Source organism: Lysobacter antibioticus, assembly GCF_000731095.1.
Classification (GTDB): Bacteria; Pseudomonadota; Gammaproteobacteria; order Xanthomonadales; family Xanthomonadaceae; genus Lysobacter; species Lysobacter antibioticus_B.
Window position 1 is genome coordinate 23,761 of sequence record NZ_JMTZ01000044.1, and the last position, 21,733, is coordinate 45,493.

19 protein-coding genes are annotated in these 21,733 nt (G+C 68.2%); 9 read left to right on the forward strand and 10 right to left on the reverse strand.

Features of this window, described 5'->3' with window-relative positions:
* Positions 1-25: 25 nt before the first annotated feature.
* From EX88_RS0114325 to EX88_RS0114360, 8 genes are all read right to left on the reverse strand, one after another.
* Entirely contained in the window at positions 26-913 is an 888-nt protein-coding gene (locus EX88_RS0114325; RefSeq protein WP_031372675.1) for a DUF6999 family protein, read from the reverse strand.
* Entirely contained in the window at positions 910-2,811 is a 1,902-nt protein-coding gene (locus tag EX88_RS0114330; RefSeq protein WP_031372676.1) for a StlD/DarB family beta-ketosynthase, read from the reverse strand. The genes EX88_RS0114325 and EX88_RS0114330 overlap by 4 nt, the downstream gene beginning before the upstream one ends.
* The gene (locus EX88_RS0114335; RefSeq protein ID WP_081931003.1) at positions 2,811-3,806 is read right to left on the reverse strand and encodes a fatty acid desaturase; all 996 of its coding nucleotides are present in this window, start codon (positions 3,804-3,806) and stop codon (positions 2,811-2,813) included. Before EX88_RS0114335 ends, EX88_RS0114330 begins: the two co-directional genes overlap by 1 nt.
* Complete coding sequence (locus EX88_RS0114340; RefSeq protein ID WP_031372678.1) at positions 3,803-4,570, reverse strand: sterol desaturase family protein; 768 nt, start codon at positions 4,568-4,570, stop codon at positions 3,803-3,805. The genes EX88_RS0114335 and EX88_RS0114340 overlap by 4 nt, the downstream gene beginning before the upstream one ends.
* Before the next feature lie 216 nt (positions 4,571-4,786).
* A complete protein-coding gene (locus tag EX88_RS0114345; protein ID WP_081931005.1) occupies positions 4,787-8,773 on the reverse strand; it encodes a zeta toxin family protein in 3,987 nt (1,328 codons plus the stop codon).
* Between the two features lie 12 nt (positions 8,774-8,785).
* Positions 8,786-9,121, reverse strand: a complete 336-nt coding sequence (locus tag EX88_RS0114350) for a hypothetical protein (protein WP_152566276.1) — start codon at positions 9,119-9,121, stop codon at positions 8,786-8,788.
* A 109-nt stretch (positions 9,122-9,230) separates the two neighbouring features.
* On the reverse strand, positions 9,231-9,596 hold the full coding sequence (locus EX88_RS23810; protein WP_152566277.1) for a hypothetical protein: 366 nt from the start codon (positions 9,594-9,596) through the stop codon (positions 9,231-9,233).
* A gap of 91 nt (positions 9,597-9,687) precedes the next feature.
* On the reverse strand, positions 9,688-10,038 hold the full coding sequence (locus EX88_RS0114360; protein ID WP_235186278.1) for a hypothetical protein: 351 nt from the start codon (positions 10,036-10,038) through the stop codon (positions 9,688-9,690).
* A 271-nt stretch (positions 10,039-10,309) separates the two neighbouring features.
* On the opposite strand from EX88_RS0114360, the gene dusA reads away from it, so the two are divergent.
* The 5 genes from dusA to EX88_RS0114385 all read left to right on the forward strand — a co-directional run bounded on the left by dusA (position 10,310) and on the right by EX88_RS0114385 (position 15,095).
* Positions 10,310-11,320: a tRNA dihydrouridine(20/20a) synthase DusA gene (gene dusA, locus EX88_RS0114365; protein ID WP_031372683.1), complete on the forward strand. Its 1,011-nt coding sequence runs from the start codon at positions 10,310-10,312 to the stop codon at positions 11,318-11,320.
* An 80-nt stretch (positions 11,321-11,400) separates the two neighbouring features.
* Positions 11,401-12,342 carry an arginine deiminase-related protein gene (locus EX88_RS0114370; protein WP_031372684.1) on the forward strand — a complete coding sequence of 314 codons (942 nt, stop codon included), beginning with the start codon at positions 11,401-11,403 and terminating at the stop codon, positions 12,340-12,342.
* Positions 12,343-12,521: 179 nt separating this feature from the next.
* Positions 12,522-12,866 carry a hypothetical protein gene (locus EX88_RS0114375; RefSeq protein ID WP_235186287.1) on the forward strand — a complete coding sequence of 115 codons (345 nt, stop codon included), beginning with the start codon at positions 12,522-12,524 and terminating at the stop codon, positions 12,864-12,866.
* 59 nt (positions 12,867-12,925) lie between these two features.
* Positions 12,926-13,609 (forward strand): response regulator transcription factor, encoded by a 684-nt coding sequence (locus tag EX88_RS0114380; protein WP_031372686.1) that lies wholly within the window; start codon positions 12,926-12,928, stop codon positions 13,607-13,609.
* Between the two features lie 73 nt (positions 13,610-13,682).
* Positions 13,683-15,095 carry an ATP-binding protein gene (locus EX88_RS0114385; RefSeq protein WP_031372687.1) on the forward strand — a complete coding sequence of 471 codons (1,413 nt, stop codon included), beginning with the start codon at positions 13,683-13,685 and terminating at the stop codon, positions 15,093-15,095.
* A gap of 841 nt (positions 15,096-15,936) precedes the next feature.
* Here EX88_RS0114385 and EX88_RS0114390 read toward each other — a convergent pair.
* Together EX88_RS0114390 and EX88_RS0114395 are read right to left on the reverse strand one after the other, a co-directional pair.
* Positions 15,937-16,683, reverse strand: a complete 747-nt coding sequence (locus EX88_RS0114390) for a zinc-dependent peptidase (RefSeq protein ID WP_235186288.1) — start codon at positions 16,681-16,683, stop codon at positions 15,937-15,939.
* Between the two features lie 19 nt (positions 16,684-16,702).
* Entirely contained in the window at positions 16,703-16,984 is a 282-nt protein-coding gene (locus tag EX88_RS0114395; RefSeq protein WP_031372689.1) for a hypothetical protein, read from the reverse strand.
* Between the two features lie 150 nt (positions 16,985-17,134).
* Between EX88_RS0114395 and EX88_RS0114400 the strand changes: the two genes are divergently transcribed.
* The 4 genes from EX88_RS0114400 (at position 17,135) to EX88_RS0114415 (ending at position 21,726) form a co-directional block, all read left to right on the forward strand.
* On the forward strand, positions 17,135-18,958 hold the full coding sequence (locus tag EX88_RS0114400) for a DegV family protein (protein WP_031372690.1): 1,824 nt from the start codon (positions 17,135-17,137) through the stop codon (positions 18,956-18,958).
* A gap of 316 nt (positions 18,959-19,274) precedes the next feature.
* Positions 19,275-19,955, forward strand: a complete 681-nt coding sequence (gene plsY / locus EX88_RS0114405) for a glycerol-3-phosphate 1-O-acyltransferase PlsY (RefSeq protein ID WP_051885127.1) — start codon at positions 19,275-19,277, stop codon at positions 19,953-19,955.
* Entirely contained in the window at positions 19,955-20,953 is a 999-nt protein-coding gene (birA, locus tag EX88_RS0114410) for a bifunctional biotin--[acetyl-CoA-carboxylase] ligase/biotin operon repressor BirA (protein ID WP_031372692.1), read from the forward strand. The genes plsY and birA overlap by 1 nt, the downstream gene beginning before the upstream one ends.
* Positions 20,950-21,726: a type III pantothenate kinase gene (locus EX88_RS0114415; protein ID WP_031372693.1), complete on the forward strand. Its 777-nt coding sequence runs from the start codon at positions 20,950-20,952 to the stop codon at positions 21,724-21,726. Before birA ends, EX88_RS0114415 begins: the two co-directional genes overlap by 4 nt.
* Positions 21,727-21,733: the final 7 nt, after the last annotated feature.

The following is a 21,733-nucleotide window of genomic DNA, read 5'->3' on the forward strand; positions in this document are numbered from 1 at the left end:
GATGCGGCTACGGCTGGCCGCGGTTTCAGGCGACGGCCGCCGCTGCCGCCTGCTGGTCGCGCTTGCTCATCAGGAAGGCGTGCAGCATTTCCGTCGACAGGCCGTGCAGGGTCAGGCGGAAGCCGGCGCGCAAGGTCGACAACGGCACCAGAGGGTGGCGGTTGTTGAGCAGGACCAGGTGCGAGCGCGCATCGAGGATGGTCGCCACGTACAGGCCGATGGTCTCGTCGAGCTGCAGCGAGTTGGTCGCGCGCCAGAAGTCGCTGTCGGTGAGCAGCAGTTGGTAGATCGGCGTGAACAGTTCGATCGAACTCTGCAGGTCGAGGAAATTGCGCCAGCGCCGCGGCATGTCCTCGAGCCGCAGCTCGGGTTGCTTGACCATCGACAGGTCGGGGTCGGCGACGAACTGCAGTTCGCGCCCGGCCGCCTGCAGGTTCTGGTTGAGGCGGATGACGAAATTGAACAGGTTGAGGTCGTGCACCAGGAACATGTCCTCGCGCACGTCGGCCACCGCGGCCGGGCGCAGCGGGTTGCCCTGCACCTCGACCCCGGAGTTCTTGCCGATGAACTCCAGCACCTGCGAGCCGAGATGGAAGTGGCGCAGGATCAGCCAGTTCGCCTCCGGGCGCAGGAAGTTTTCCATGCCCCAGGCCAGCAGGCGGTGCAGGGTGCGCGAGAACGCGAGCCGGCGCGGGGCGAACACCTTGGCGACCTGGATCAGCACGATCAAGGTGCGCGCCAGCGGACGCATGAACGGCAGCACGAACTGGCGCGAGCGCGAGCTGGAATCGGCCAGCCAGGCGCGCTTGACCTCGTCGTCGAGCGGCGTGCTGCGATCCAGGTACAGGGCCAGCCACGGACTGGGGTCGCGCGGGTCGTAGGCCTGCTCGAGGAACTCGGGTTGGTACTTCATGCCGGCATCACGTGATCGAACTGCATGAGATAGAGCTCCGCGGTGCGTCGAGCCGTGGCGATGATGGCACGGGCGCCTTCGCCGTCGGCGTCGTGTTCGAGCACGATCTCGATCGCCCGCAGCCAGCGGGCCAGATGGTGCTCGTCGTTGCTGCCATGGTATTCGAGGAAACGGAAGGCGTCGGCCGGCAGGGACAGGCTGGCCTTCATCAGCGGCAACAGGGCCGGGATGATGCGCTGGCCGGTGCCTTCGATGATGTAGATCGCGCCGAGCAGGCCGAGCGGATTCGGCGTCGCCGCCAAGGCGTGCAGGTAGCTGTTGAGCGCTTCGCCGCCCGGGTTGCGGCGCAGGGCGTCGATGTCGGCGACGGCGCCGCCGGCCTTGCGGTAGTCCTCGTACAGGATCATGTAGTCGTCCTGTTCGTCGCCGGCATGGGTTTCGATCAGGGCGCTGAGCTCGGTGTACGGCGCCTGCACCGCGGCCGCGCCTTCGCGCATCCATTTGCTGCCTTCGCGGACCTGCGGGATCCAGTGCTGCATCCACTGCACGTAATCGGCGGTGGCGAAGCGGCGCTCGCGCAGCTTGCGGATCACCGGTGTGCGCCAGGCGCGCGATCGGTAGTCGTGCCAGATCGTCGCCAACTCGCCAAGCAGATGACGCAGGGCCGCGGGCGCGTCGGCCGGGTCGTGCGGCGGCGCGATCAGCTCGGGATCGTGCGCTGCGGCGACGGCCGGAGTCGTCGTGGGCACGGACGCGGAAGCGATCAGCGGCGCATCGGCGGCTTCGACTTCGATCAGCACGAAGGCGACGGTGAAGCGGCCGGACTCCGGAATGAAGCACAGGATGCGTTCGCCCGGCTGCAAGGTGCGGGTGCGCAGGAACTCGTCGAGCATGATGAAGATCGACGCCGCGCCGGTGTTGCCGCGCGAGGTCAGGTTGCTATACCAACGTTCGCGCGGAATCTCCAAGCCGGCCTTGCACATCAGCTCGTCGACCACCGGGGCGAAGCGCTCGGACGAGTAATGGCAGAGGAAGTGATCGATCTTGGCCGGGTCGAACCAACCGGCGTGGGCCAGCTTGGCGTACTCGTGCACGCCGACGTCGAACAGATGCGGCAGCAGGCGGATGTCCTGGCGCAAGAACAGCGCGCCGTCGGCTTCGGCGGCCTGCCAGGAGTCGTAATCGAGATGGCTGCGGGTGCGATCAGGCGTCAGGCCCAGTTGCATGCAGACCGGGTAATCGCCGGAGAACGAACGCTGATGGATGAAGCGCAACCGCAGGCGCAGGCCGTCGCGCGGCTTCGGTGCCGAACTCAGCTGCAGGGCGCCGGCGCCGTCGGACAGCATCCAGCGCAGGAAGTGCGCGTCGAAATCGGCGTTGTAGTCGCGCGCGGCATAGCGCGAACGCTTGAACAAGCGCGACGGCATTTCTGCCGCCGCGACCAGGGCGCGCTGGTGCGAACCCAGTTCGACCGCCGATGCCGCGCTTTCCCAGGCGCCGACGCCGGAGGCGCAGATGCCGTGCGCGGACAGGGTCTGCATCGGCGGCGCGGCCAGTTCGCCCTGCACCATGCAGGCGAAGCCCGGCATCAGCGCATCGCCGCCGGAGGTGCCGCAGGCGAGCAGGCCGATGCCGTCGAGCGGGGTGTCCGTGCTGGCCAGACACTGCCGGATCGCCGATGCGGCCATGTCGGCGCAGGAGTGCACGGTGCGGCCCTCGGCATCGACCGCGTAATGACGCGTCAGGATGCCGTTCTCGGCCAGGATCCGGCGTTTGATCCGGTCGGACAGCTTGCTCAGCGGCGCGATGTAGGCATCCATCGCTGCGTTGTCGACGGGCGCGCCGGGCAGGAAGCGGCCGCTGCCCTCGATGAAAGTGCGTTCGAAACGGGTGGGCATCAACAATCCTTGGCAGTGGTTACAGGCCCGTCGACGGCCGCGCAGGTATCGGCCGGGCGCAAGGAGCGCGAGCGATACTGCGGCAGGAACGGGCCCAGGACGAATACGCGCCAGGCGTAGCCGGCGAAGCTGGCTTCGAGCAGGCGTGGGTCGATCAAAGGGCGGTAACGGTGGTGCAGCCGCGGCAGTTCGGACCAGTGCGCGCGGCCGTGTTCGTGGTGGGCGGTGTGCAAGCCGATATTGAACAGCAGCGGGTTGAGCCAGCCCTCGAAATTGCGCGCGTAGCCGAACCGCGCCGCATCGTCGGCGTGGGCATGTTGCAGGTAGTTGGCCGAGAGCAGCCAGTGCAGGCCCAGCAATTGCGGCAGGATCACCAGCGCCAGCGCCTTGCCGGGGTCGATGGCCAACAGCGCGGCCCACGAACCCAGCCAGGCCGCGTACTGCAGCAGATACCAGCGATAGGCCCCGGGCGCGCGCCGGCGCACGCCGCGCAGCCAATCGAACAGGAAGGGATAGATCACCGCGATCGCCTGCAGCGGATGCAGCAGCCAGCCGAGCGCGTGATTGTGGTCGCCGAAGCGCCAGGTGCGGGCGACGTCGCCCGGGCCGTGGCGGTGGCGATGGTGGTTGCGGTTGTGCGCGGGATGGAAGACGAAGGTCGGGTGACCTTGCAGCACGGTGATCAGCAGATCGGTGCAGCGATTGCGCCAGCGCCCGCGCCACATCGGCAGGTGCGCATGGTTGTGGTGGATCACGCTGACCGCGATCGCCAGGTACAGCATCAGCGCATACAGGGGCAGGCTGAAACCGTGCCGCCACTGCCACAGCGCCAACAGCGGCTGCGCGATCAGATAGGCCAGGCTTTGCAGGTCGCGGCGATGGCGCAGTGCGCCGATGCCGGGACCTGTCGCGCTGGAGCGCGCCTCCTCAGGGCCGGCCTCGTCGGGACGGGCCTGGTGGAGGCCTGCTTCATCGCGGGCCGCGCCGTCGCTCATGCCGCGCCGTCCGTGCGGGTTCGCGCCGCAGGGCGGGCGTCTTCGGCGGCGGGGTCGATCACCGTGCCGGCCCAGCGGTCGAACACTTCCAGCAGGAAGCCGTAGTTGCCGTTGTAGCGCGCGTGGTGCAAATGATGGCGGCGGCTGGCGCCGCGCCATCCGCGCGCCGGCGCGGTGCGGCTGGCTTCGTAGTTGCTGTGGCCGAGGTTGTTGAGGGCGATGCTGAGCACCGGCAGGCTGGCCAGCGCGATGAAGCTGAAATCGTGCAGCAGCATCGGGATCAGCGGCACGCTGCCGAGCATCACCGCCTCGACCGGGTGGAAGGCGTAAGTCGAGAACGGCGTGGCGACGTGCGAGCGGTGGTGCATGCCGTGGAAACGGCGCAGCCAACTCGTGTGCAGGGCGCGGTGGTTGAGATAGAAGTGCAGCTCGTTCCACAGGAACAACACGGCGATTTCGAGCAGCACGCGCCAGGCCGGCGGGTCGACCGCGAACCGCGCCCAGCCCAGGCGCAGCATGCCCCAGGGCACGACCAGGCCGAGGCCGAAGATCAGGATCGAGACGGCCGAGGCGCCGAACTCGCGGCGCAACTGGCCGGGCGGCAACGGGCGGGTGTCCAGGCGGCGGCCGTAGCCGAGCGCCGGCAGCAGGGTGTGGGTCAGCCACCAGTTCAGGCCGCCGCTCAGCAGATACAGCGCGGCGAAATACAACACGCCCACGACCATCACTTCGATGGCGCTCAGCGAGACGAACCAATGACCCACGTGCGGCTCCTGCCGATTACTCCTGCCGATAGCTTGCACTATCCGGCGGCGCCAACCCAGTGCGAGGCGACTGGGCAGGCCGTGTTTGGATGACTCGATCGGGTGGCTCGCGAAGCGGGGCGAGGCTCCCGGCGCGACCGCCCGGGCATCGCCGGAACGCGCTATCGCGCCGCGACGGCCGCCGATCGCAGCCGCCGCCTGTCGCTGCGTGCCTCGTCACTGCATGCGCGCGGCCCGCCCGGGTTCGTCCTGGGCCTTCTGCGTCGACTCCTGCGCCAAGCGCTCGTCGCGCTGTTGGTTGAACGACTGCGTCTCGCGCAGGGTGTCCTGCATCGCCGGCGCCTGTTCGGCCACCGATACGCCGGCATGGAAACCGGGGATGGTGCCCGCGACCCACAGCTTGCCGTCGACCACGGCCGCCTTGTCGATGCGGTCCGCATCCGGAATGCCGTTGCGCTTGGCTTCCAGCATCGCCTTCGCCACGGTTTCGTCCGGCACGTCCGCCGGCACGCCGACGCGGATTTTGGCGAACATCGCCTGGTCGTTGGGCGTCAGCCGCGACAGGCTGAAGAGCGGCTCGGGCTGGGCCGTCATCGGCGCCGGCTCTCGTGCGGATTCTCGCAGGGGCTCTCGCGTAGGCGCGGTGGCTGCGGTTTCGGCGGTGCGTGGCGATGCGGTCCGCTCCGCAGCCGGGGCGAACGCATCGGCCTGCTGCGCAGGCTCGTGCGAACGAGCCGGTGCTTGCGCTTGCGGCTGTTCGTCGCGAGCGAGGTTGGCGGTCTCGCGCGCCGGAGGCTGTTGCGCTTCATCGGCCTGCGGCCGCGGCGCGGCCCGCTCGTCCTGTGCAATGAACTCGGTCGGCTGTGGGCGTTCGGCAGGCTGCGCGGTTCGAGCACCTTCTTCATTCGCCGGCGCACGAGAACCGAATTCGCGCGTTGCCTGCGAAGGCGCCTCGTCGTCCCGCCGGGCGACGGCGGTCGGGCGTTCCGGCGCGGCGTCCGATTCCGGCAGGGCCGGCGTGCGGGCCTGCGCCTGCGATGGGTTCTGCCCGGCGGTCTTGCTCGATTCGATCCGCGCATGTTGCGCCGCCGACATCGCCTGCTGCGTAGTCGGGTCGGCCATGCCGGTGTCGGCGAGGCCCTGGTCGCGCTGGAACTGACGCAGGGCCTGTTCGGTGGCCGCATCGTATTCGCCGTTCTGAGCCAGCGGCTCGCCATCGGCGCCGCGATAACCGACGCGATGCAGGCGGTATTGCAACAGCTCCACCTCTTGCCCGCGGTCGCCGGGGCGAAGCACGTCGTCCTGTTTGTTCGCTGCGGAGCTGGTTACCGCCGCAGGAGCGACGGTGGCCGGCTGCGCGGAATCGGGTTGGACGACCGCAGGTTGGATGGCGGCGGGCTGGTTGGCGGCGGGCTGGGCAGGAGCGGCTTCGGCAGGAGTGGCTTCGATCGAAGCGCCCGGCACGAAAGCGGTCGGCGCTGCCGCCGGCTCGGATGCGCGCAGCGGTACCTCGGCCTGGGGCGATTCGGGTTGGCGCGACTCGGCGGCAACCGTTTTGGCCTGGGCTGCGGCTTCCGCTTGGGGGCGCTCGGGTTCCGGGACGGCTTCGGCGATCGGTGCGGGCGCCGCGACCGTGGGCGCGGGTGATGGTGTGGGCGCCGCTGTGGGCTCGGCTTCTCGGCGCAAATCCGACGGCGGAGCCGGCGCGCCGGTCGTACGCACGGGTTGCGCATCATCGAGCGCCGGAACCGACGGCGCGAGTTCGGGCGAGGCAGTCGCCACCGCGGCCTGTTGCGCCGCCTGCTGCACCTCGTCGCGCGACAGCCCCTGCCGGTTGGCTTCGCGCTCGGCCTGTTGATGGGCCTCGCGTTGCTGCGGCGACAGCGCGGCGACGCGCAGTTCCGGGGTGTCGGGAATCGGGGCGGCGCGTTCGCGTCGTGCCGCCACTGCTTGTTGGATGTCCTCAGTGCTCGTGACCGCGACGATCTGGACCACGCCATTGTCGCGACGCAGATGGGCGAGCGGGCTGTCGATGTCGTAGCCGCCGTTCGGGCTGCGCTCCACGTGCAGGGAGCTGGCATGCGGGTCGATGCCGTGGGCCTCCCGTGTGCGCTGCAAGGCCTCCATCACCGCGTCCAAGCGCTCCGGATTCGGCTTGATGCCGAGCGCGGCATAGGTGGACATCACGTTGGCGCGATCCTTTTCGTCCAACGACGGCGCCTGCCACTGCGGAATCGTCAAAAGATGCCGATCGTGCTGCACGAGTTGCGTCTGCAATTCGGCGCGCGTGATGTCGAGTTCCCGTTGCAGATTACCCGAGGCCGGGCGGCCGGCGGTCAGGCCGTCTTGGCGCTGCCACTGGCCCTCGTTATCGCGGCGGTACTGGTGGCCATCCGAGGCCTGCAGGCTGTTCGGCTCGGCGAGCGCTGCCAGCACCGGCTCCGGCATCGGTCCGAACGCATCCCAACCGTTGCGGCGATAGGCCTGTTCGTATCGGGCGGCGATCGGTGCCGGGCCGCTGGCGATGTTTTCGCGGACCACTTGCTCCGACATGCGGTCCAGTTCCGCGGCGCGTTCGGGCGAGGCCTTTTCCGGGTTGACCAGCGGGTGGCCGCGGTCGGTGCGCGCGATCACCACCTGGCGGACCCAGTCGCCGGTCTCCGCATTACGCTGCCAGTCGGCCTGGGCGAAGCTGTGTTTGTCGGTCTCGTTGGCCGGCAGGACGTAAGGATTGCGCGGCGACTCCAGTTTGCCCATCGCCAAGGCGCTGGACGAATTGCTGGCCAGATAGGTGAGTTCCCGCGCCTTGTCCGGCAAGGCGGCGAACGACTGCTTCTCGGCAATGGTGACGCCGTCGTCGCGCAGGTCGCCGGGCTCCTGCCTCAGCCATTGCTTGCCGTTGTACTTCCAATCGACGCCGTCGCGGTCGGTCTGGTTGTAGACCTGACGCTCGTCCCACCACTGGGCGACCTTCTCGCCGACCTCGCTGCCGGCGATCGCGCCGACCGCCACGAACGCGATCGCGCCCGGCCCGGTTTCCCAGCCCACCGCGAGACCGGCCGCCGCGCCGCCGAGCCAACCGCCGGTGCCGCGCGCCGCGTAATGGGCGAACTGCGATTGCGCGGCGAGCGGATTGTCCTGCGCGAGCAAGGTGCCTATGCGGTCGCCGGTCTGCTTTGCGTCGTAAACGCTGGCGGCCACGCCGAGCGCGGAAGCGCCGGCGAGCACCGTCGCCTTGCGTATGCCGGGCCCCGATACGTCCGCGTTCGGCGCATGCGCCAGCGGTGCGCCGGGACGGACCAATTCGTCGATGGTGGCGGCGGCCTCGGCGCGTTGCGCACTGTGGGCCACCTTGCCGCGATCCGCCTGTTCGCGCAGCAGCGCTTCGGCGGTCGAGGCAGGAACCTTGTCGTTCTGGGCGATCGTGTTCGGCAGGTCGCGATGCCATTCGGCTTGCGCCTGCCAGGCGTTTCTCAAGCGTTCCGTCACCACAGGGTCTTGCAGGCGCGCATCGCGCGCTTCGCGCAATGCAACGCTGGGCGGTATCGCCGCAGTCCGGCTGTCGTAGAGTTCGGTACCGCTGCGGTCGAAAATGCGGACCGGGACATTCGTGGCGCCGCGCACTTTATCCAGATTGTCGGGCAGGTCCCGATACACGTCGTCGTGGAAAGCCAAAGGCACGTCACGGCCGACGCCTTCCGCATCAATCTTGTCTGTAAACCGCTGGTCGATACCCCATTCGCTTTCCAGTCGATGCGTCGCCATCGCGCGAACTTCGACTTCGTAGCCCGCGGCCTGCAACTCCTTAATCATCTCGGTCGCAGGCTTCGCATTTCCGAGTGTCGTATCAACGATGATGTTCTTGCGGCCCTCGATCGCTGCCTCGCGGAGTTCCCGTGCCCATTGGCCCGCGTCTGCATTGGTCTGCTGCGACCAGCCATAAGGGGAGGATTTCTGCCATTCCTCGGCCTTCAGATGATATTTGCGGAGTTCATCCGGATCAATTTGGACGACGTCGCCCTTGAACTCAAATGCTGCCGCTCGGCCCAATCCGCCTTTGCCAGCGCCCGGCTGCCCCGCCAAGACAATCGCCTTAGGTCTTTCTTGTGCAGTCGTTGAATTGAGGTTGCTTTCCGGGACGATTTTCTCGAGAAAGATGTGCTTGTGGATCTCTTTATCCAGCTTGTCTGGGTTGCCGCTCATCAGAATGCATCCTTAACTCTGCTGGAAATAGTTCCAAAGCGCTTCGTCGGTGAGCCAGACATGCTTCCAGCTTGCCTGTGACATCAGTCGTCTCTTCTGCTCGGCTCGGGCAATCGCCTCTGCGTCTCCGCTAGCTTGTAATGCTTCATACTCTGCGTTGGCTTCACGAATGAAGGTTTCCAAGCGGCCTTCGAGTGCCCAAATTGCCTGGTCGAACGGCATGAGAAGTACCCGGCCATCGTAAACGACGTTGTTCAGCACTTCCTGTAGCCGCTCGATATGCCCCGGATACTCGCTGAGCATTTCTCGTAATTTCTCGGGAACTGGTGGGGGTGAAATATTGGTCATGGCGGAACCCTTTCTAACGTTTAAACCAAGCTGGAATAGATTCGTGGGTTAAGTGCGGCACTGGTCGCGAAATGACAGGCTCTGAACTGGATGGGGTCTTCGGGGTGCTCTACGTCGGCTGAAAGTAGCTCCATAGCGCTTCGTCACCGATCCAGACGTGCTTCCAGCCCGCCTGCGACATCAATCGCTCCTTATCCTTAGCTCTGGCCACTGCACTCTCGTCCTTGCTTGCCTTTGCTGCTTCCCACTCGGCTCGAGCCTCCCGGAAAAACTCCTCTAGCTGGCCTTGTAGCATCCAAGTCACAATTTCGAACTTGGTGCTCACCGAAGGTGGTTCTTCCGCTACCTGATTAAGCGTCTTTTGCAGTCGCTCCAGGTGCTCTGGGTAGTCCTTGAGCATTTCCGTCAGCCGCTTGGGTATAGGCGGCAGAAGTGAGTTATGGCGAGGGGAGAGAGGAGCAACGTCGTTCGTCATGGCCATACTTTCCATTCTGCAGGGCATTGTATCCGGGGGCTGGCCACGTACTCGGGGATTCTTCGGTCGTGAGAACTGCGCTTTCGGTTCATTAGGAAGCGTCCTTGTTCTCTTCGAAGTAATCCCATAGATCATGCAGGCCCTTCATGCCTCCATTGCTCGATCTGGCCCTGAACATCAGGCTCTCCTGCTCCTTCGCCATGGCGATCATGCTGTCATTCTCGCCTTCGCGTGCGGCGCTAAGCTCGGCCTGTGCCTCGTGGATGAACTCTTCGAGTTGCCCTTCCAGCATCCAAATCGCAACTTCGAATTTCGGGCTGACCGATTTAGATTCTTCGGCTACTCGATTCAGTTGCTCCTGAAGTCGTTCGATATGCCCCGGGTAATCCTTGAGCATCTCGCGCAGCTTCTTAGGAACGGGCGGTGGCGAGAGTTCAGCCATGACAGCATGTCCACGATGCAATACCGCATGGAGTATCGCTCAGGACGTGCCGCGTTGACATCAGACTTTTCCTACACCGGCCTCGGGTAATTACCCGGCGTTTCGATATTCCTGTAGGGCGCACGGCGCGTCGGCTGTGGCCGGGTGCAAGTTAACGCAACCGTGAGTATCGCTTTCAGGTGCCCACGCCCCGCCATTGCTACACTTACGCCTTATCTCGGTCCGAGTTCGGCAGGTCCGGGTATTTATCAGGGCAAGGCGGGTTTCAGCAGTGATCGAAGCAACCGGGAAAATATTGGAATCTCAGGCCATCCGTCTGTCCGTCGCCCCAATGATGGACTGGACCGATTCGCATTGCCGGGTGTTTCACCGCACCCTGGCGCCGCATGCGCGGTTGTATACCGAGATGGTGCATGCGAATGCGGTCATCCACGGCGACCGCGCGCGGCTGCTGGCGATGGACCCGGTGGAGCATCCGGTGGCCTTGCAGCTCGGGGGCAGCGAGCCGGCCTTGTTGGCGCAGGCGGCGCGGATCGGCGCCGAGCGCGGGTTCGACGAGATCAATCTCAATTGCGGTTGCCCGTCGGACCGGGTGCAGGCCGGGCGTTTCGGCGCCTGCCTGATGCGCGAGCCGGCGCTGGTCGCCGAGTCGGTCGCGGCGATGATCGCAGCTTGCGATGTGCCGGTGACGGTGAAGTGCCGTCTCGGTGTCGACGACGATCATCGTTTCGAGGTGTTCCTGGCCTTCGTCGACGAGGTCGCGGCGGCCGGTTGCACGATGTTCGTGGTGCATGCGCGCAATGCCTGGCTCAAGGGGCTGTCGCCGAAAGAGAATCGCGAAGTGCCGCCGCTGCGTTACGACTGGGCGTATCAGCTCAAGCGCGAACGGCCGCAGCTCAAGATCCTAGTTAATGGCGGCATCGCCACGGCCGAAGAGGCGACCTCGCACCTGGAACACGCCGACGGCTCAATGCTCGGCCGCGCGGCCTATCACGAGCCTTACGTGCTGCATCGGATCGACACCGCCTGGTTCGGCGGCGAGTTGCGCAGCCGCGCCGAGCTGCTGCGTTCGTTGCGGCCCTATGTCGAGGCGGAGCTCGCGCGTGGGGTGTTCCTGAAGCACATCACCCGGCACATGCTCGGCCTGTTCCATGGCGAGCGCGGCGGTCGCGCCTTCCGCCAGGTGCTCAGCGAGGGCGCGCATAAGCCCGGCGCCGACTGGTCCCTGATCGAGCAAGCCCTGGCGGTGACCGAATCCTTCGCCGCGCGCGACGCCGCCTGAGGTCCTGGTACCAGCGTTTCCCGGTTCTGCCGCGTCCATAGCCCTCCGCCAACCCCACCGGCGCCTGCCTGCGAGTCCGCATGATCACCCGCGATCCCGATGCCTTCTTCGCCCAGGCCCGCACCCTCGCCGCCGATTTCGGCCCGGCCACGGCGCGCGCGGCGTTCCTGGTCGCGCCGGACGGGTTCGCCCGCGCCGAGCAGTCGGCCGGCGACAACCGCTACATGGCGCAGGCCGCCGATTTCGACCCCAGCCGCGCCAGCGCCCAGCATTGCGAGCTCCAGCGCAGTCTGTCGGCGGTACTGCCCACGATCTGCTTCGCCGGCGATCCGGACACCCCGGACGCCTTGTTCCCCAACAACGTGTTCGCGACCGGGCGACCCGACGCGGCGCGGGAGCCGGGCGGGGCGCCGCGCTACCTGGTGGGGCGGATGCGCCACCCGGTTCGCCAGCGCGAGGCCGGGCGCGCCGACATCCGCGCCTTCTTCGGCCAGGTGCTGGGTTATCGGGCGGTCGATCTGTCGCTGCAGGGCCACCCCTGCGAGCTGACCGGCGCCCTGGTGGTCGACCGTGCCCGCGGTCTGGGCTATGCCGGCCTGTCCGAGCGCTGCGACGAGGCCGGCGCACGGCTGATGCACGAGGCCCTGGGCCTGCGCGCGACCCTGCTGTTCGAGCTGGCGCCGGGCGAATACCACACCAATGTCGTGCTGACGGTCCTGGCCGGCCGCGCCGCGCTGGTCAGCCCGGCCGGTTTCGCCGAGCCGGCGCTGGCGTCGGCCATCGCCGGCTTCTATGCCCCGCACGGGATGATTCTGTCGGCGGCCGAGCACGCCGCCTTCGTGGCCAATTCGATCGCGCTGTCGGCCGACCGGGTCTGGATGAGCGCCGCCGCCGGGCGGGCGCTGGCCGGGCCCACCCGGGCCGGACTGGCCGCGGCCGGTTTCGCGCTGGAGACGGTCGAACTGGACGCGATCGAGGCCGGCGGCGGCTCACTGCGCTGCTGCGTCGGCGAGATTTATTAGGAATGACTCTCAGCTGCGCACGGACTTTGCTGGCGCTACGTGTGATGGCGGTCGAACCGGCCTGAATGGCAGCCGGATGCAAGCGAAAAGTTCAGATCGGATTCACTGCCCCGTTCCGAAAATGCCCCCACGTCGCAAGTTCGCACATTATTGTTCCGCTGGGGCATCCTAAGATCGTCATGAGCATCCGGTCCACCCGCGTCCTGTCGTTGCTGCTGCTCGTCGCCTCGGGCGCCGCGGCCGGCAATGCCTTGGCTCAGCACGACGACGGCCGTGGCGGCCGCGGGCACGACCGCCGCGACGACCATCGCTCCCTGTCCGACGCCATCCGTCGGGTCGAGCGGGAGAGCGGCGGCGGCCAGGTCCTGAGCGCCGAGCGCATTCCTTTCGACGGCCGTGACGTAAACCGGGTCAAGGTCGTCGATTCCAGCGGCCGGGTCCGGATATACATGGACGACCCGCAGCAGCGCGGGCGCCGCGACGACGACCGCCCTACACGCCGCGACGACAATAACAACGACTAACCTTCGCTTCGACGGCCCGGACGATCCTGTCGGGCCGATATTTATACAAGGGAGTGCCCATGCGAATTCTGCTGGTCGAAGACGAAGCGCCGCTGCGCGAGACCCTGGCCGCCCGCCTCAAGCGTGAGGGCTTCGCGGTCGATGCCGCGCAAGACGGCGAGGAAGGCCTGTACATGGGCCGCGAGGTGCCGTTCGACCTGGGCATCATCGACCTGGGCTTGCCGAAGATGTCGGGCATGGAGCTGATCAAGGCCCTGCGCGACGAAGGCAAGAAGTTCCCGGTGCTGATCCTGACCGCGCGGTCGAGCTGGCAGGACAAGGTCGAGGGCCTGAAACAGGGCGCCGACGACTACCTGGTCAAGCCCTTCCACGTCGAGGAGCTGCTGGCGCGTCTCAACGCGCTGGTGCGCCGCGCCGCGGGCTGGAGCAAGCCGACCCTGGAATGCGGCCCGGTCATGCTCGACCTGGCGGCGCAGACGGTCAGCGTCAACGGCGGCAACGTCGACCTGACGAGCTACGAGTACAAGGTCCTGGAATACCTGATGATGCACGCCGGCGAGTTGGTCTCGAAGGCCGACCTGACCGAGCACATCTACCAGCAGGATTTCGACCGCGACTCGAACGTGCTGGAGGTCTTCATCGGCCGCCTGCGCAAGAAGCTCGACCCGGACGGCGCCCTGAAGCCGATCGAGACCGTACGCGGTCGCGGCTACCGGTTCGCCATTCCGCGCAGCGGCGACTGATCCAGGAACCTTTCCGGACCCCTATGCGGCCCGCGTCTCCTCCTGATGCGGGCCGTCCGGCCCGTCCGACGCCATGAGCTGGGGTCAGCCCCGCTCGCTGCGTGCGCGCCAGTTGCTGGCCGCCAGCCTCGGCCTGCTCGCTTTCCTGGCCCTGGCCGGCTACGCGCTCGACCGCGCGTTCCTGGAAACGGCCGAGAGCAACATGCGCCAGCGCCTGACCAGTTATGCGCTGGCCTATGCCGCCGACACCGATTTCGGCCGCGGCGGCGAAATCATCCCGCCCTATGACCCGCCGGACCCGCGTTTCGACCGGCCCGGCAGTGGCCTGTACGCGGAAGTGATCCTGCCTAACGGGCACTGGGACTCGATGTCCGCGCAAGGGCCGGTGCTGCCCGACGGCGGCATGCTCAAGGCCGCCGAGGAGACCTTCGAAGGCCCGTTGCCGATCACCGAGATCAACGGCCATGCCGGCGAGGCCTATCGCTATGGGCGCGGCCTGATCTGGAGCGTCGACGGCGACTCCAAGTCCGAGTTCCAGTACACGATCTACATCCTCGAAGACACCAGCGCGTTGCGCCAGCAGGTCGCGGTGTTCCGCCTGTCGTTGTGGCGCAACCTCGGCGGCGCCGGCGTGATCCTGCTGCTGCTGCAGGCGCTGATCATGCAATGGAGCCTGCGCCCGCTGAAGCGCGTGATCGAGGAGCTCAAGCGCGTGCAGCGCGGCCTGGCCTCGCGCATGAGCGAGCGCCACCCGCGCGAGCTGGAACCGCTGACCGAAAGCATCAACGCCTTCATCGAGAGCGAGCGCGAAAACCTCGACCGCCAGCGCAACACCCTGGCCGACCTGGCGCACAGCTTGAAGACGCCGTTGGCGGTGCTGCGCGCGCGCCTGGACGACGACCAGAACGGTGGCGCGGCGATCGATGCCGGCCTCCGCGAAGACGTCGACGTGCAGTTGCGGCGCATGAACGACCTGGTTTCGTATCAGCTGTCGCGCGCTGCATCCGGCGGCCATGCGTTGTTCGCCGCGCCGATCGCGATCGAACCGCATGCCGAAGAGATCGTGCGCGGCCTGGAGAAGGTGTATTCGTCCAAGGGCATCCTGTGCGAGTTCGACGTCGCCGAGGGCGTGCAGTTCCACGGCGAGCCGGGCGACCTGCAGGAACTGCTCGGCAACCTGCTCGAGAACGCGTTCAAGTGGGCGAACTCGCGCGTGCTGCTGACGGTGCAGTCGGGCGAGACCGCGGCCAACCGCCGGCCGGGCTTGTTGCTTGCCGTCGACGACGACGGCCCCGGCATTCCGCCGGAAAAGATCGCCTCCGTCCTGCAGCGCGGTGTGCGCGGCGACGAGCGCGTGCATGGCCATGGTATCGGCCTGGCGATCGTGCAGGACCTGGTGCGCGGGTATCGCGGCACGCTCGACGTGATTCCGTCGGAGGAACTGGGCGGGGCGCGGTTTGAGGTTAAGTTGCCGCCGGGATTGTGAGGCGCTGGGCGCGCCGCGATTGCGCCTGCGCTGGTTGTGCTTCGATCTCCGTGTCGTTTCGGATGGCCCCTGTAGGAGCGGCGTAAGCCGCGACCGCGGGACGTGCCGAGGCAACGAAGGCCATAGTTATTCGTCGAAGCGGCGTGCGCTTGCCAGGGTAGGAGCGGCGTCCTACTGGATTTCCTTCGGTCACAAGCCGCGACCGCGGGACGTGCCGAGTCCGCAACGCCTTCGTCATTGATCGAAGATGTGATTCGTCGCAGGGGTAGGAGCGGCGCGAGCCGCGACCGCGATGCCTCGACCTCGCGTCGTCTCGAGGAGGCCTTTGTAGGAGCGGCGTCCTACAGGGCTTTCCTCTGGTCATAAGCCGCGACCGCGCTGTAATGGTCTCGCGGCGTATCGCTCCCGCAAGATCAAGATCAAGATCAAACGCTAAAAGCTTCCGCCACTAAAGCGGCGGGTTACTTTCTTTTGTCTAAAGCAACAAAAGAAAGGATACGGGACATCCCTGTCCCGATGAAAAACGGCGCGCATCCCTGCGCGCCGCCCTCTGGGTCTTCAATTGCATCGTGTGCGCGGTGCGGCGCACAGCAAGAGCAACAGCAAGAGCAACAGCAAGAGCAACGATAGCGGTAATCGTGTGGCTGCGATGGCTTAGGGTAGGAGCGGCGTAAGCCGCGACCAACCAACGCGACGTACGCAAGCGTCATCCCCGAAGCCCGGACAATCGGCGTGGTTACCCCCGCATACGGGCTCACCTGGCCTCGGCTGGGTGACCTGGTACTTCCCCGCTTCGGTCAGTCGCGGCTTACGCCGCTCCTACAGGGGCCCGCCGCCCCGCTCAAGCGAACGGCGAAACCCCATAGAACCGCTCCAAATGCGCGGCCACCGCGGGCATCTGCTCGCGCAGCAGGGCGGGGTCGCTGAAGTGGTATTCGGTGGCGACGGCGAAGAATTCTTCGGGCGCTTCGGCGGCGTAAGGGTCGATGGCGGTGTCGCGGCCAGCGTCGACGTCGGCGACGAAGGCGTCGTAGGCTTGTTGGAAATCGCGCGCCCATTCGCGTTGCCACGGGCGCGGCAAGGGCGGGGTGCCGTCGAGCAGGTCGTCGAGCAGATCGAGCTTGTGCGCCATCTCGTGCGCGGCCACGCAGAAGCCGGCGCGCGGTTCCTCGCAGTCGGCCAGCACGTCGGCCCAGGACAGGATCAAGGGGCCGGCCTCCCAGGACTCGCCGATCAATTCGTCCTGCCATTCGTGCAGCACGCCGGCCGCATCGGTGTGGCTGCGGTTCACCCGGAACGCATCGGGGTAGACGATCAACTGCGACCAGCCGCGCAGGCCCTCTCGGCCGAACTCGAGCAAGGGCAGGCAGCACAAGGCGGCGAGCAGGCAACGCTGGTGCGCGTCGAGTTCGAGCTCGCCGATCGGGCTGATGGTTTTTTCGTGCAGGAAACGCGCCGCCAGCTCGCGCAGGCGTTGCTGGCGCTGCGGGTCGAGCGCGCGCGCCCACGGCAAGGCGACGACGGCGTCGCGCCACAAGGCGTCATCGATCAGGGGCGGGCGCCGCAGACGGCGCAACAGGTCGAACAAAGGCGGTGCCGTCAGCGGATCAGCGGAACATGCCCGGCAGGAAGTTGTGCCAACGCGGCGACTGCAGGCGGTTGTTGCCTTCGGCGTCGCTGTGCACGCTCGGCTTGGCCTTGGTGTCGCGCGCGGTCGGCGGCGCGGCGCTGCGGCTGCTCGGTCGGGCCGCCGTGTCCTTGCGCGATGCGCTGCTTTCGGGGCAGGCATCGTTCGGGCTGAGCTTGTTGACTTCGCGTGCACCGACGTCCGCGACGGCCAAGGTCGCACTGGCGAGGGCGAACAGCAGGCACAGACAGATCCGTAACATGGCGGAATCCTTGATCGGCCCGGCCGGAATCCGGCGTCGAGCGATTTCCCGACTATAGCGCGAAACTGCGACCTGGGGCCGCCTCCGGTCGCGCAAGATCGATGCTGCGCCGCAACAGGCGCCCGCGCCGGTTTGCCGCAGACTGCCGCCATGGCGATCGCCCATCCTCCGCTGACCGCGCCGGCCCTGCGCCGGGCCTTGATCGCGGGGGCGCGCCGGGTCATCGCCGGGCGCGACTTGCTCAACCGGATCAACGTGTTCCCGGTCGCCGACGGCGACACCGGCAACAACCTCGCGCATACCCTGGGCAGTCTGCTGAATGGGGCGCTGAGCCGGCGCAGCCGCCATATCGGCGAGCTGCTGTTGCGGATCGGCGACGACGCCATCGACGGCGCGCGCGGCAACTCCGGGGCGATCCTGGCCCAGTTCCTGCACGGGGTGGCGGAGTACGCCCGCAGCCGGCCCGAGCTCGACGCCGCGACCCTCGCCGCCGCGGTGCGCCACGGCGCGGTCAATGCCCGGGCCGCACTGGCGCATCCGGTCGAGGGCACCATTCTCAGCGTCATCAATGCCTTCGCCGACGCCCTCGACGAAGCCGCCCTGGCCAGTCGCGACGGCGACCCGCGCCCGGGTTTCGCCGCCGCGCTGATCCAAGCCCGCAACGCGCTGGCGCGCACGCCGCAGCAGATGGCGCTGCTGCAGAAGGCTGGCGTGGTCGATGCGGGCGCCAAGGGTTTCGTCGATCTGCTCGAAGGCATCGCCGAATTCGTCGACGGCGGCCCGCGCGCGCTGCGCGTGCATGCCGGCGTCAGCGCGGCCAACGAAGCCTGCGCCGGACACGGGGAAGCGCTGGCACCGGTGCACGATGCGGTCGACCCACAGCGGCGCTGGTGCAGCGAATGCCTGGTGATCGGCAGCGGCATCGAACGCGGCCGGCTGCTGGCCGCGCTCGAAGCGGTCGGCGCCGATTCGCTGGTCCTGGCCGGCGGCGAGGCGCGCATGCGCGTGCATGCCCACGTCGGCGCGCCGCAGCGTTTGTTCGATGCCTGCGCGGCGTTCGGCGCGGTCGAGGCCATGAAGGCCGACGACATGCTGCAACAGCAACGCAGCGTCGAACGGGTGCAGCGGGTGGCGGTGGTGACCGACAGCGCCGCCGATCTGCCCGAGGCCCTGGCCGAACGCTACGGCCTGCACGTGGTGCCGGTGCGGGTGTCGATCGACGGCCGCGACTATCTCGACAAGATCGGCCTGGCCACCGCCGAGTTCTACCGGCGCATGGCCGGCAGCGCCGACTTGCCGCGCACCAGCCAGCCGCCGCCGGGCGATTTCCGCCGCGCCTTCGAGTTCCTGCTGGGGCACCGCGCCGAGGTTCTGTACGTCGGCCTGTCGCGCGCGGTCTCCGGCACCCTGCAGTCGGGCGAACAGGCCGCGGCGCGTGCCGATGCGCGCCGGGTGCAGGTGTTCGACAGTTTCAATGCCGCCGGCGGCCAGGCCTTGCTGGCCTGGCGTGCGGCCGAGTTGGCCGCCGACGGCGCCGAGCTGGCGGTGATCGTGGCCGAACTCGAACGCCTGCGTCCGCTGACTCGGACCTGGGCGATGGCGCGGGATATCTCGCACGCGGTGCGCGGCGGGCGGATTCCGCCCTGGGCCGGGCCGCTGGTGCGTTACACCGGCCTAACCCCAGTCGCGAAGATGAAGCCGGAGGGGCGGCTGAGCGTCAGCGGCGGCTTGTTCGCCAGGAAGGACGCGCCCGAGGCCTTTGCCTGCCATCTGACGCGGCGCCTGCCGGACGGGCAGCGCTGGCGCGCGATCGTCGGCCATTGCGATGCCCTGGGCGACGGCGAGCGTCTGCTCGAAGCCCTGCGCCGCCGCCTCGACCTGGAACAGGCCTGGTTGGTCGAGACCGGGCCGGCGTTGGGCGCCCATGCCGGGCGCGGGGCGTTGCTGGTGTCGGTGCAGCCGGCGCCGGGCTGAGGCCGCGGCCCAACGGTTACGCGGCAAGCGCGAAAGGGCGCGGTCGCGGCTCGCGCCGCTCCTACCCCTAGCCGACGCCGTTCAGAGGCAGGAACGGCGCAAGCAGCAGCTCGATCCCAAAGGGCGCGGTCGCTGCTCGCGCCGCTCCTACCCCTAGCCGACGCCGTTCAGAGGCAGGAACGGCGCAAGCCGCAGCTCGATCCCCGGCAGCCCCGCGAAGGCTCATGTCCGCGACCGTCGCCGCGCAACGGTGTATCCGCCGGCACGGCGCTCGAATCCGTATCGGCTCTCGTAGCGGCTCGCGCATAATTCGCCCATGTCGCTCGCCGCCCTCCCGCCGCCCCTGTCCGCCGCCATCGCGGTGGCGCCGTTGTCGGTGGTGTTGTTGCTGGCGGCGTACGCGATCGGTTCCCTGTCGGGCAGCCTGCTGCTGGGCCGCTTGCGCGGCGTCGATATCCGCCAGCAGGGCAGCGGCAACGCCGGCGGCACCAATGCCTTCCGTACCCAGGGCCTGCGCTTCGCCGCGGTCGTGGTCTTCATCGATATCGGCAAGGGCGCGCTGGCGACCTGGCTGGCGCTGCGCTTCGCGCCGGTCGGCGACGACTTGTCGGTGACCGCGCACGGTTACCTCGCCGCGTTCGCCGCCGTGCTGGGCCATGTCTGGCCGATCTGGCACGGCTTCCGCGGCGGCAAGGGCGCGGCCACCCTGGTCGGCGCGCTGATGGTGCTGTGGCCGTTCGCGGTGCCGCTGCTGTTGCTGGTCTGGGCGGTGGTGCTGATCGCCAGCGGTTATGTCGGCCTGGCCACGGTGATCGCGGCGCTGTGCCTGCCGCTGCTCGCCTGGTTCGGCGATGCCGGCCTGCCGCGGCAATGCTTCGCGATCGCCGCCGCACTGTTGGTCGTGTTCACCCACCGCGGCAATCTGGCGCGTCTGCGCGCCGGTACCGAATCGCGCTTCGCCGGCGCGCGTCTGCTGCACCGTTGGCGCCGGAGCTGATGGACGACCGCGCGCTGTTGCAGCACTTGATCGCAGGCCCCGCCACCGGCGACGCGCTCGCCAGCGCCGCCGGGCAGACCCGCGCGGCGGTGTGGAAGCGCATCGAAGCCTTGCGCGAAGCGGGGGTAGCGATCGAAGCCAAGCCCGGGCGCGGTTATGCGTTGTCGCAGCCGCTGGATCTGCTCGATGCCGAGGCGATAGTCGCGGCCCTGTCGGCGCCGACGCGGCTGCGGCTGGCCGCGCTCGAAGTGGCCTGGAGCATCGATTCGACCAACAGCGAACTGTTGCGCCGGCCGACCCCGGCGCAAGGCGTCGCGGTGTTGCTGGCCGAACGCCAGACCGGCGGCCGCGGGCGCCGCGGCCGGGTCTGGGCCTCGCCATTGGCCGCGCATCTGTATCTCTCGTTGTCGCGCTCGTTCGGAGGGGGCCTGGCGCGCCTCGGCGGGCTGAGCCTGGTCGCCGGCATCGCCGCGGTCGAGGCCCTGCAAGGCCTCGGCTATGCCGCGGTGCGGCTGAAATGGCCGAACGACCTGGTCGTGCTCGACGGCTATGGCCTGCGCAAGCTCGGCGGCCTGCTGATCGAAGGCGGCGGCGAATACGCCGGTCCGGCGCGCGCGGTGATCGGGCTCGGGCTCAACGTGCGCATGCCGGCCGCGGCTGCGGCCTCGATCGACCAGCCCTGGAGCGACCTGTCCGGCCTTGCCGGCGGGCATGCAGTAGCGCGCGACACGGTCGCTGCGGCCCTGCTGGAGCGCTTGCTGCCGGCGCTGGACGAATTCGACGCCGCCGGGTTGGCGCCGTTCCTCGACCGTTACGCCGCGTTCGATGCATTGGCCGGGCAGGCGATCAGCGTGCACGGTGCCGACGCGACGCATCAGGGTATCGCCCTCGGCCTGGCCGACGACGGCGCCCTGCGCGTGCGCCTGGACGATGGCGAGGAACGTCGTTTCCATGCCGGCGAAGTCAGCGTGCGGCGCGCGCAAGGAGCATCGCGTTGAGCGCCTGGTTATTCGATCTCGGCAACACCCGGCTCAAGTGCGCGCCGCTCGGCGCCGACGGCCGCCCCGGCGACGCCGTGGCGCTGCCGCATCGCGAGGAAGACGTCGCCGCCGCACTCGCCGAGGCCTTGCCGGCGGAGCGGATCGAGGTCGCCTATCTGGCCAGCGTGGCGCATCCGGCCTTGCGCCTGGCGGTGCTCGAAGCACTGACCGTGCATTGCCGGCGGATCTCGATCGCGCGCACCCAAGCGAGTTTCCGCTCGCCGCAGGGTTTCGCCGCGGCGCGCTCCGATACGGTGCGTATCGCCTATGCCGAACCGCGCAAGCTCGGCGCCGACCGTTTCCTGGCCTTGCTCGGCGCGCACGCGCAAGGCGAGGGCGCGGCCTTGATCTGCGGCGTCGGCACTGCGCTCACCATCGATCTGCTCGACGCCGACGGCCTGCACCACGGCGGCCTGATCGCGCCGTCGCCGACCCTGATGCGCGAGGCCTTGCATGCGCGCGCGCCGCAATTGCCCGAACACGGCGGCGAGACGCTCGATTTCGCCGCCGACACCGAAGATGCCCTGGCCTCGGGTTGCGACGGCGCGGCATTGGCCCTGATCGAACGCAGCCTGGCCTCGGCGACCGCGAAACTCGGCCAGCGGCCGCGTCTGCTGTTGCACGGCGGCGGCGCCGATGCGCTGGCCGCCGCTCTGCCGTCGCCGACCCTGGCCCCGACGCTGGTCCTGCAAGGACTCGCGATCTGGGCCGGCATCGAAACTTCCCCCTGACCCCAGG

Excerpts from the sequence above, each read along its gene's own strand:
- EX88_RS0114325 (WP_031372675.1), bottom strand. The coding sequence starts at position 913 with ATGAAGTACCAACCCGAGTTCCTCGAGCAGGCCTACGACCCGCGCGAC.
- EX88_RS0114330 (WP_031372676.1), bottom strand. The coding sequence starts at position 2,811 with ATGCCCACCCGTTTCGAACGCACTTTCATCGAGGGCAGCGGCCGCTTC.
- EX88_RS0114335 (WP_081931003.1), bottom strand. The coding sequence starts at position 3,806 with ATGAGCGACGGCGCGGCCCGCGATGAAGCAGGCCTCCACCAGGCCCGT.
- EX88_RS0114345 (WP_081931005.1), bottom strand. The coding sequence starts at position 8,773 with ATGAGCGGCAACCCAGACAAGCTGGATAAAGAGATCCACAAGCACATC.
- EX88_RS0114350 (WP_152566276.1), bottom strand. The coding sequence starts at position 9,121 with ATGACCAATATTTCACCCCCACCAGTTCCCGAGAAATTACGAGAAATG.
- EX88_RS23810 (WP_152566277.1), bottom strand. The coding sequence starts at position 9,596 with ATGACGAACGACGTTGCTCCTCTCTCCCCTCGCCATAACTCACTTCTG.
- EX88_RS0114360 (WP_235186278.1), bottom strand. The coding sequence starts at position 10,038 with ATGGCTGAACTCTCGCCACCGCCCGTTCCTAAGAAGCTGCGCGAGATG.
- EX88_RS0114370 (WP_031372684.1), top strand. The coding sequence starts at position 11,401 with ATGATCACCCGCGATCCCGATGCCTTCTTCGCCCAGGCCCGCACCCTC.
- EX88_RS0114375 (WP_235186287.1), top strand. The coding sequence starts at position 12,522 with ATGAGCATCCGGTCCACCCGCGTCCTGTCGTTGCTGCTGCTCGTCGCC.
- EX88_RS0114380 (WP_031372686.1), top strand. The coding sequence starts at position 12,926 with ATGCGAATTCTGCTGGTCGAAGACGAAGCGCCGCTGCGCGAGACCCTG.
- EX88_RS0114385 (WP_031372687.1), top strand. The coding sequence starts at position 13,683 with ATGAGCTGGGGTCAGCCCCGCTCGCTGCGTGCGCGCCAGTTGCTGGCC.
- EX88_RS0114395 (WP_031372689.1), bottom strand. The coding sequence starts at position 16,984 with ATGTTACGGATCTGTCTGTGCCTGCTGTTCGCCCTCGCCAGTGCGACC.
- EX88_RS0114400 (WP_031372690.1), top strand. The coding sequence starts at position 17,135 with ATGGCGATCGCCCATCCTCCGCTGACCGCGCCGGCCCTGCGCCGGGCC.
- plsY (WP_051885127.1), top strand. The coding sequence starts at position 19,275 with ATGTCGCTCGCCGCCCTCCCGCCGCCCCTGTCCGCCGCCATCGCGGTG.
- birA (WP_031372692.1), top strand. The coding sequence starts at position 19,955 with ATGGACGACCGCGCGCTGTTGCAGCACTTGATCGCAGGCCCCGCCACC.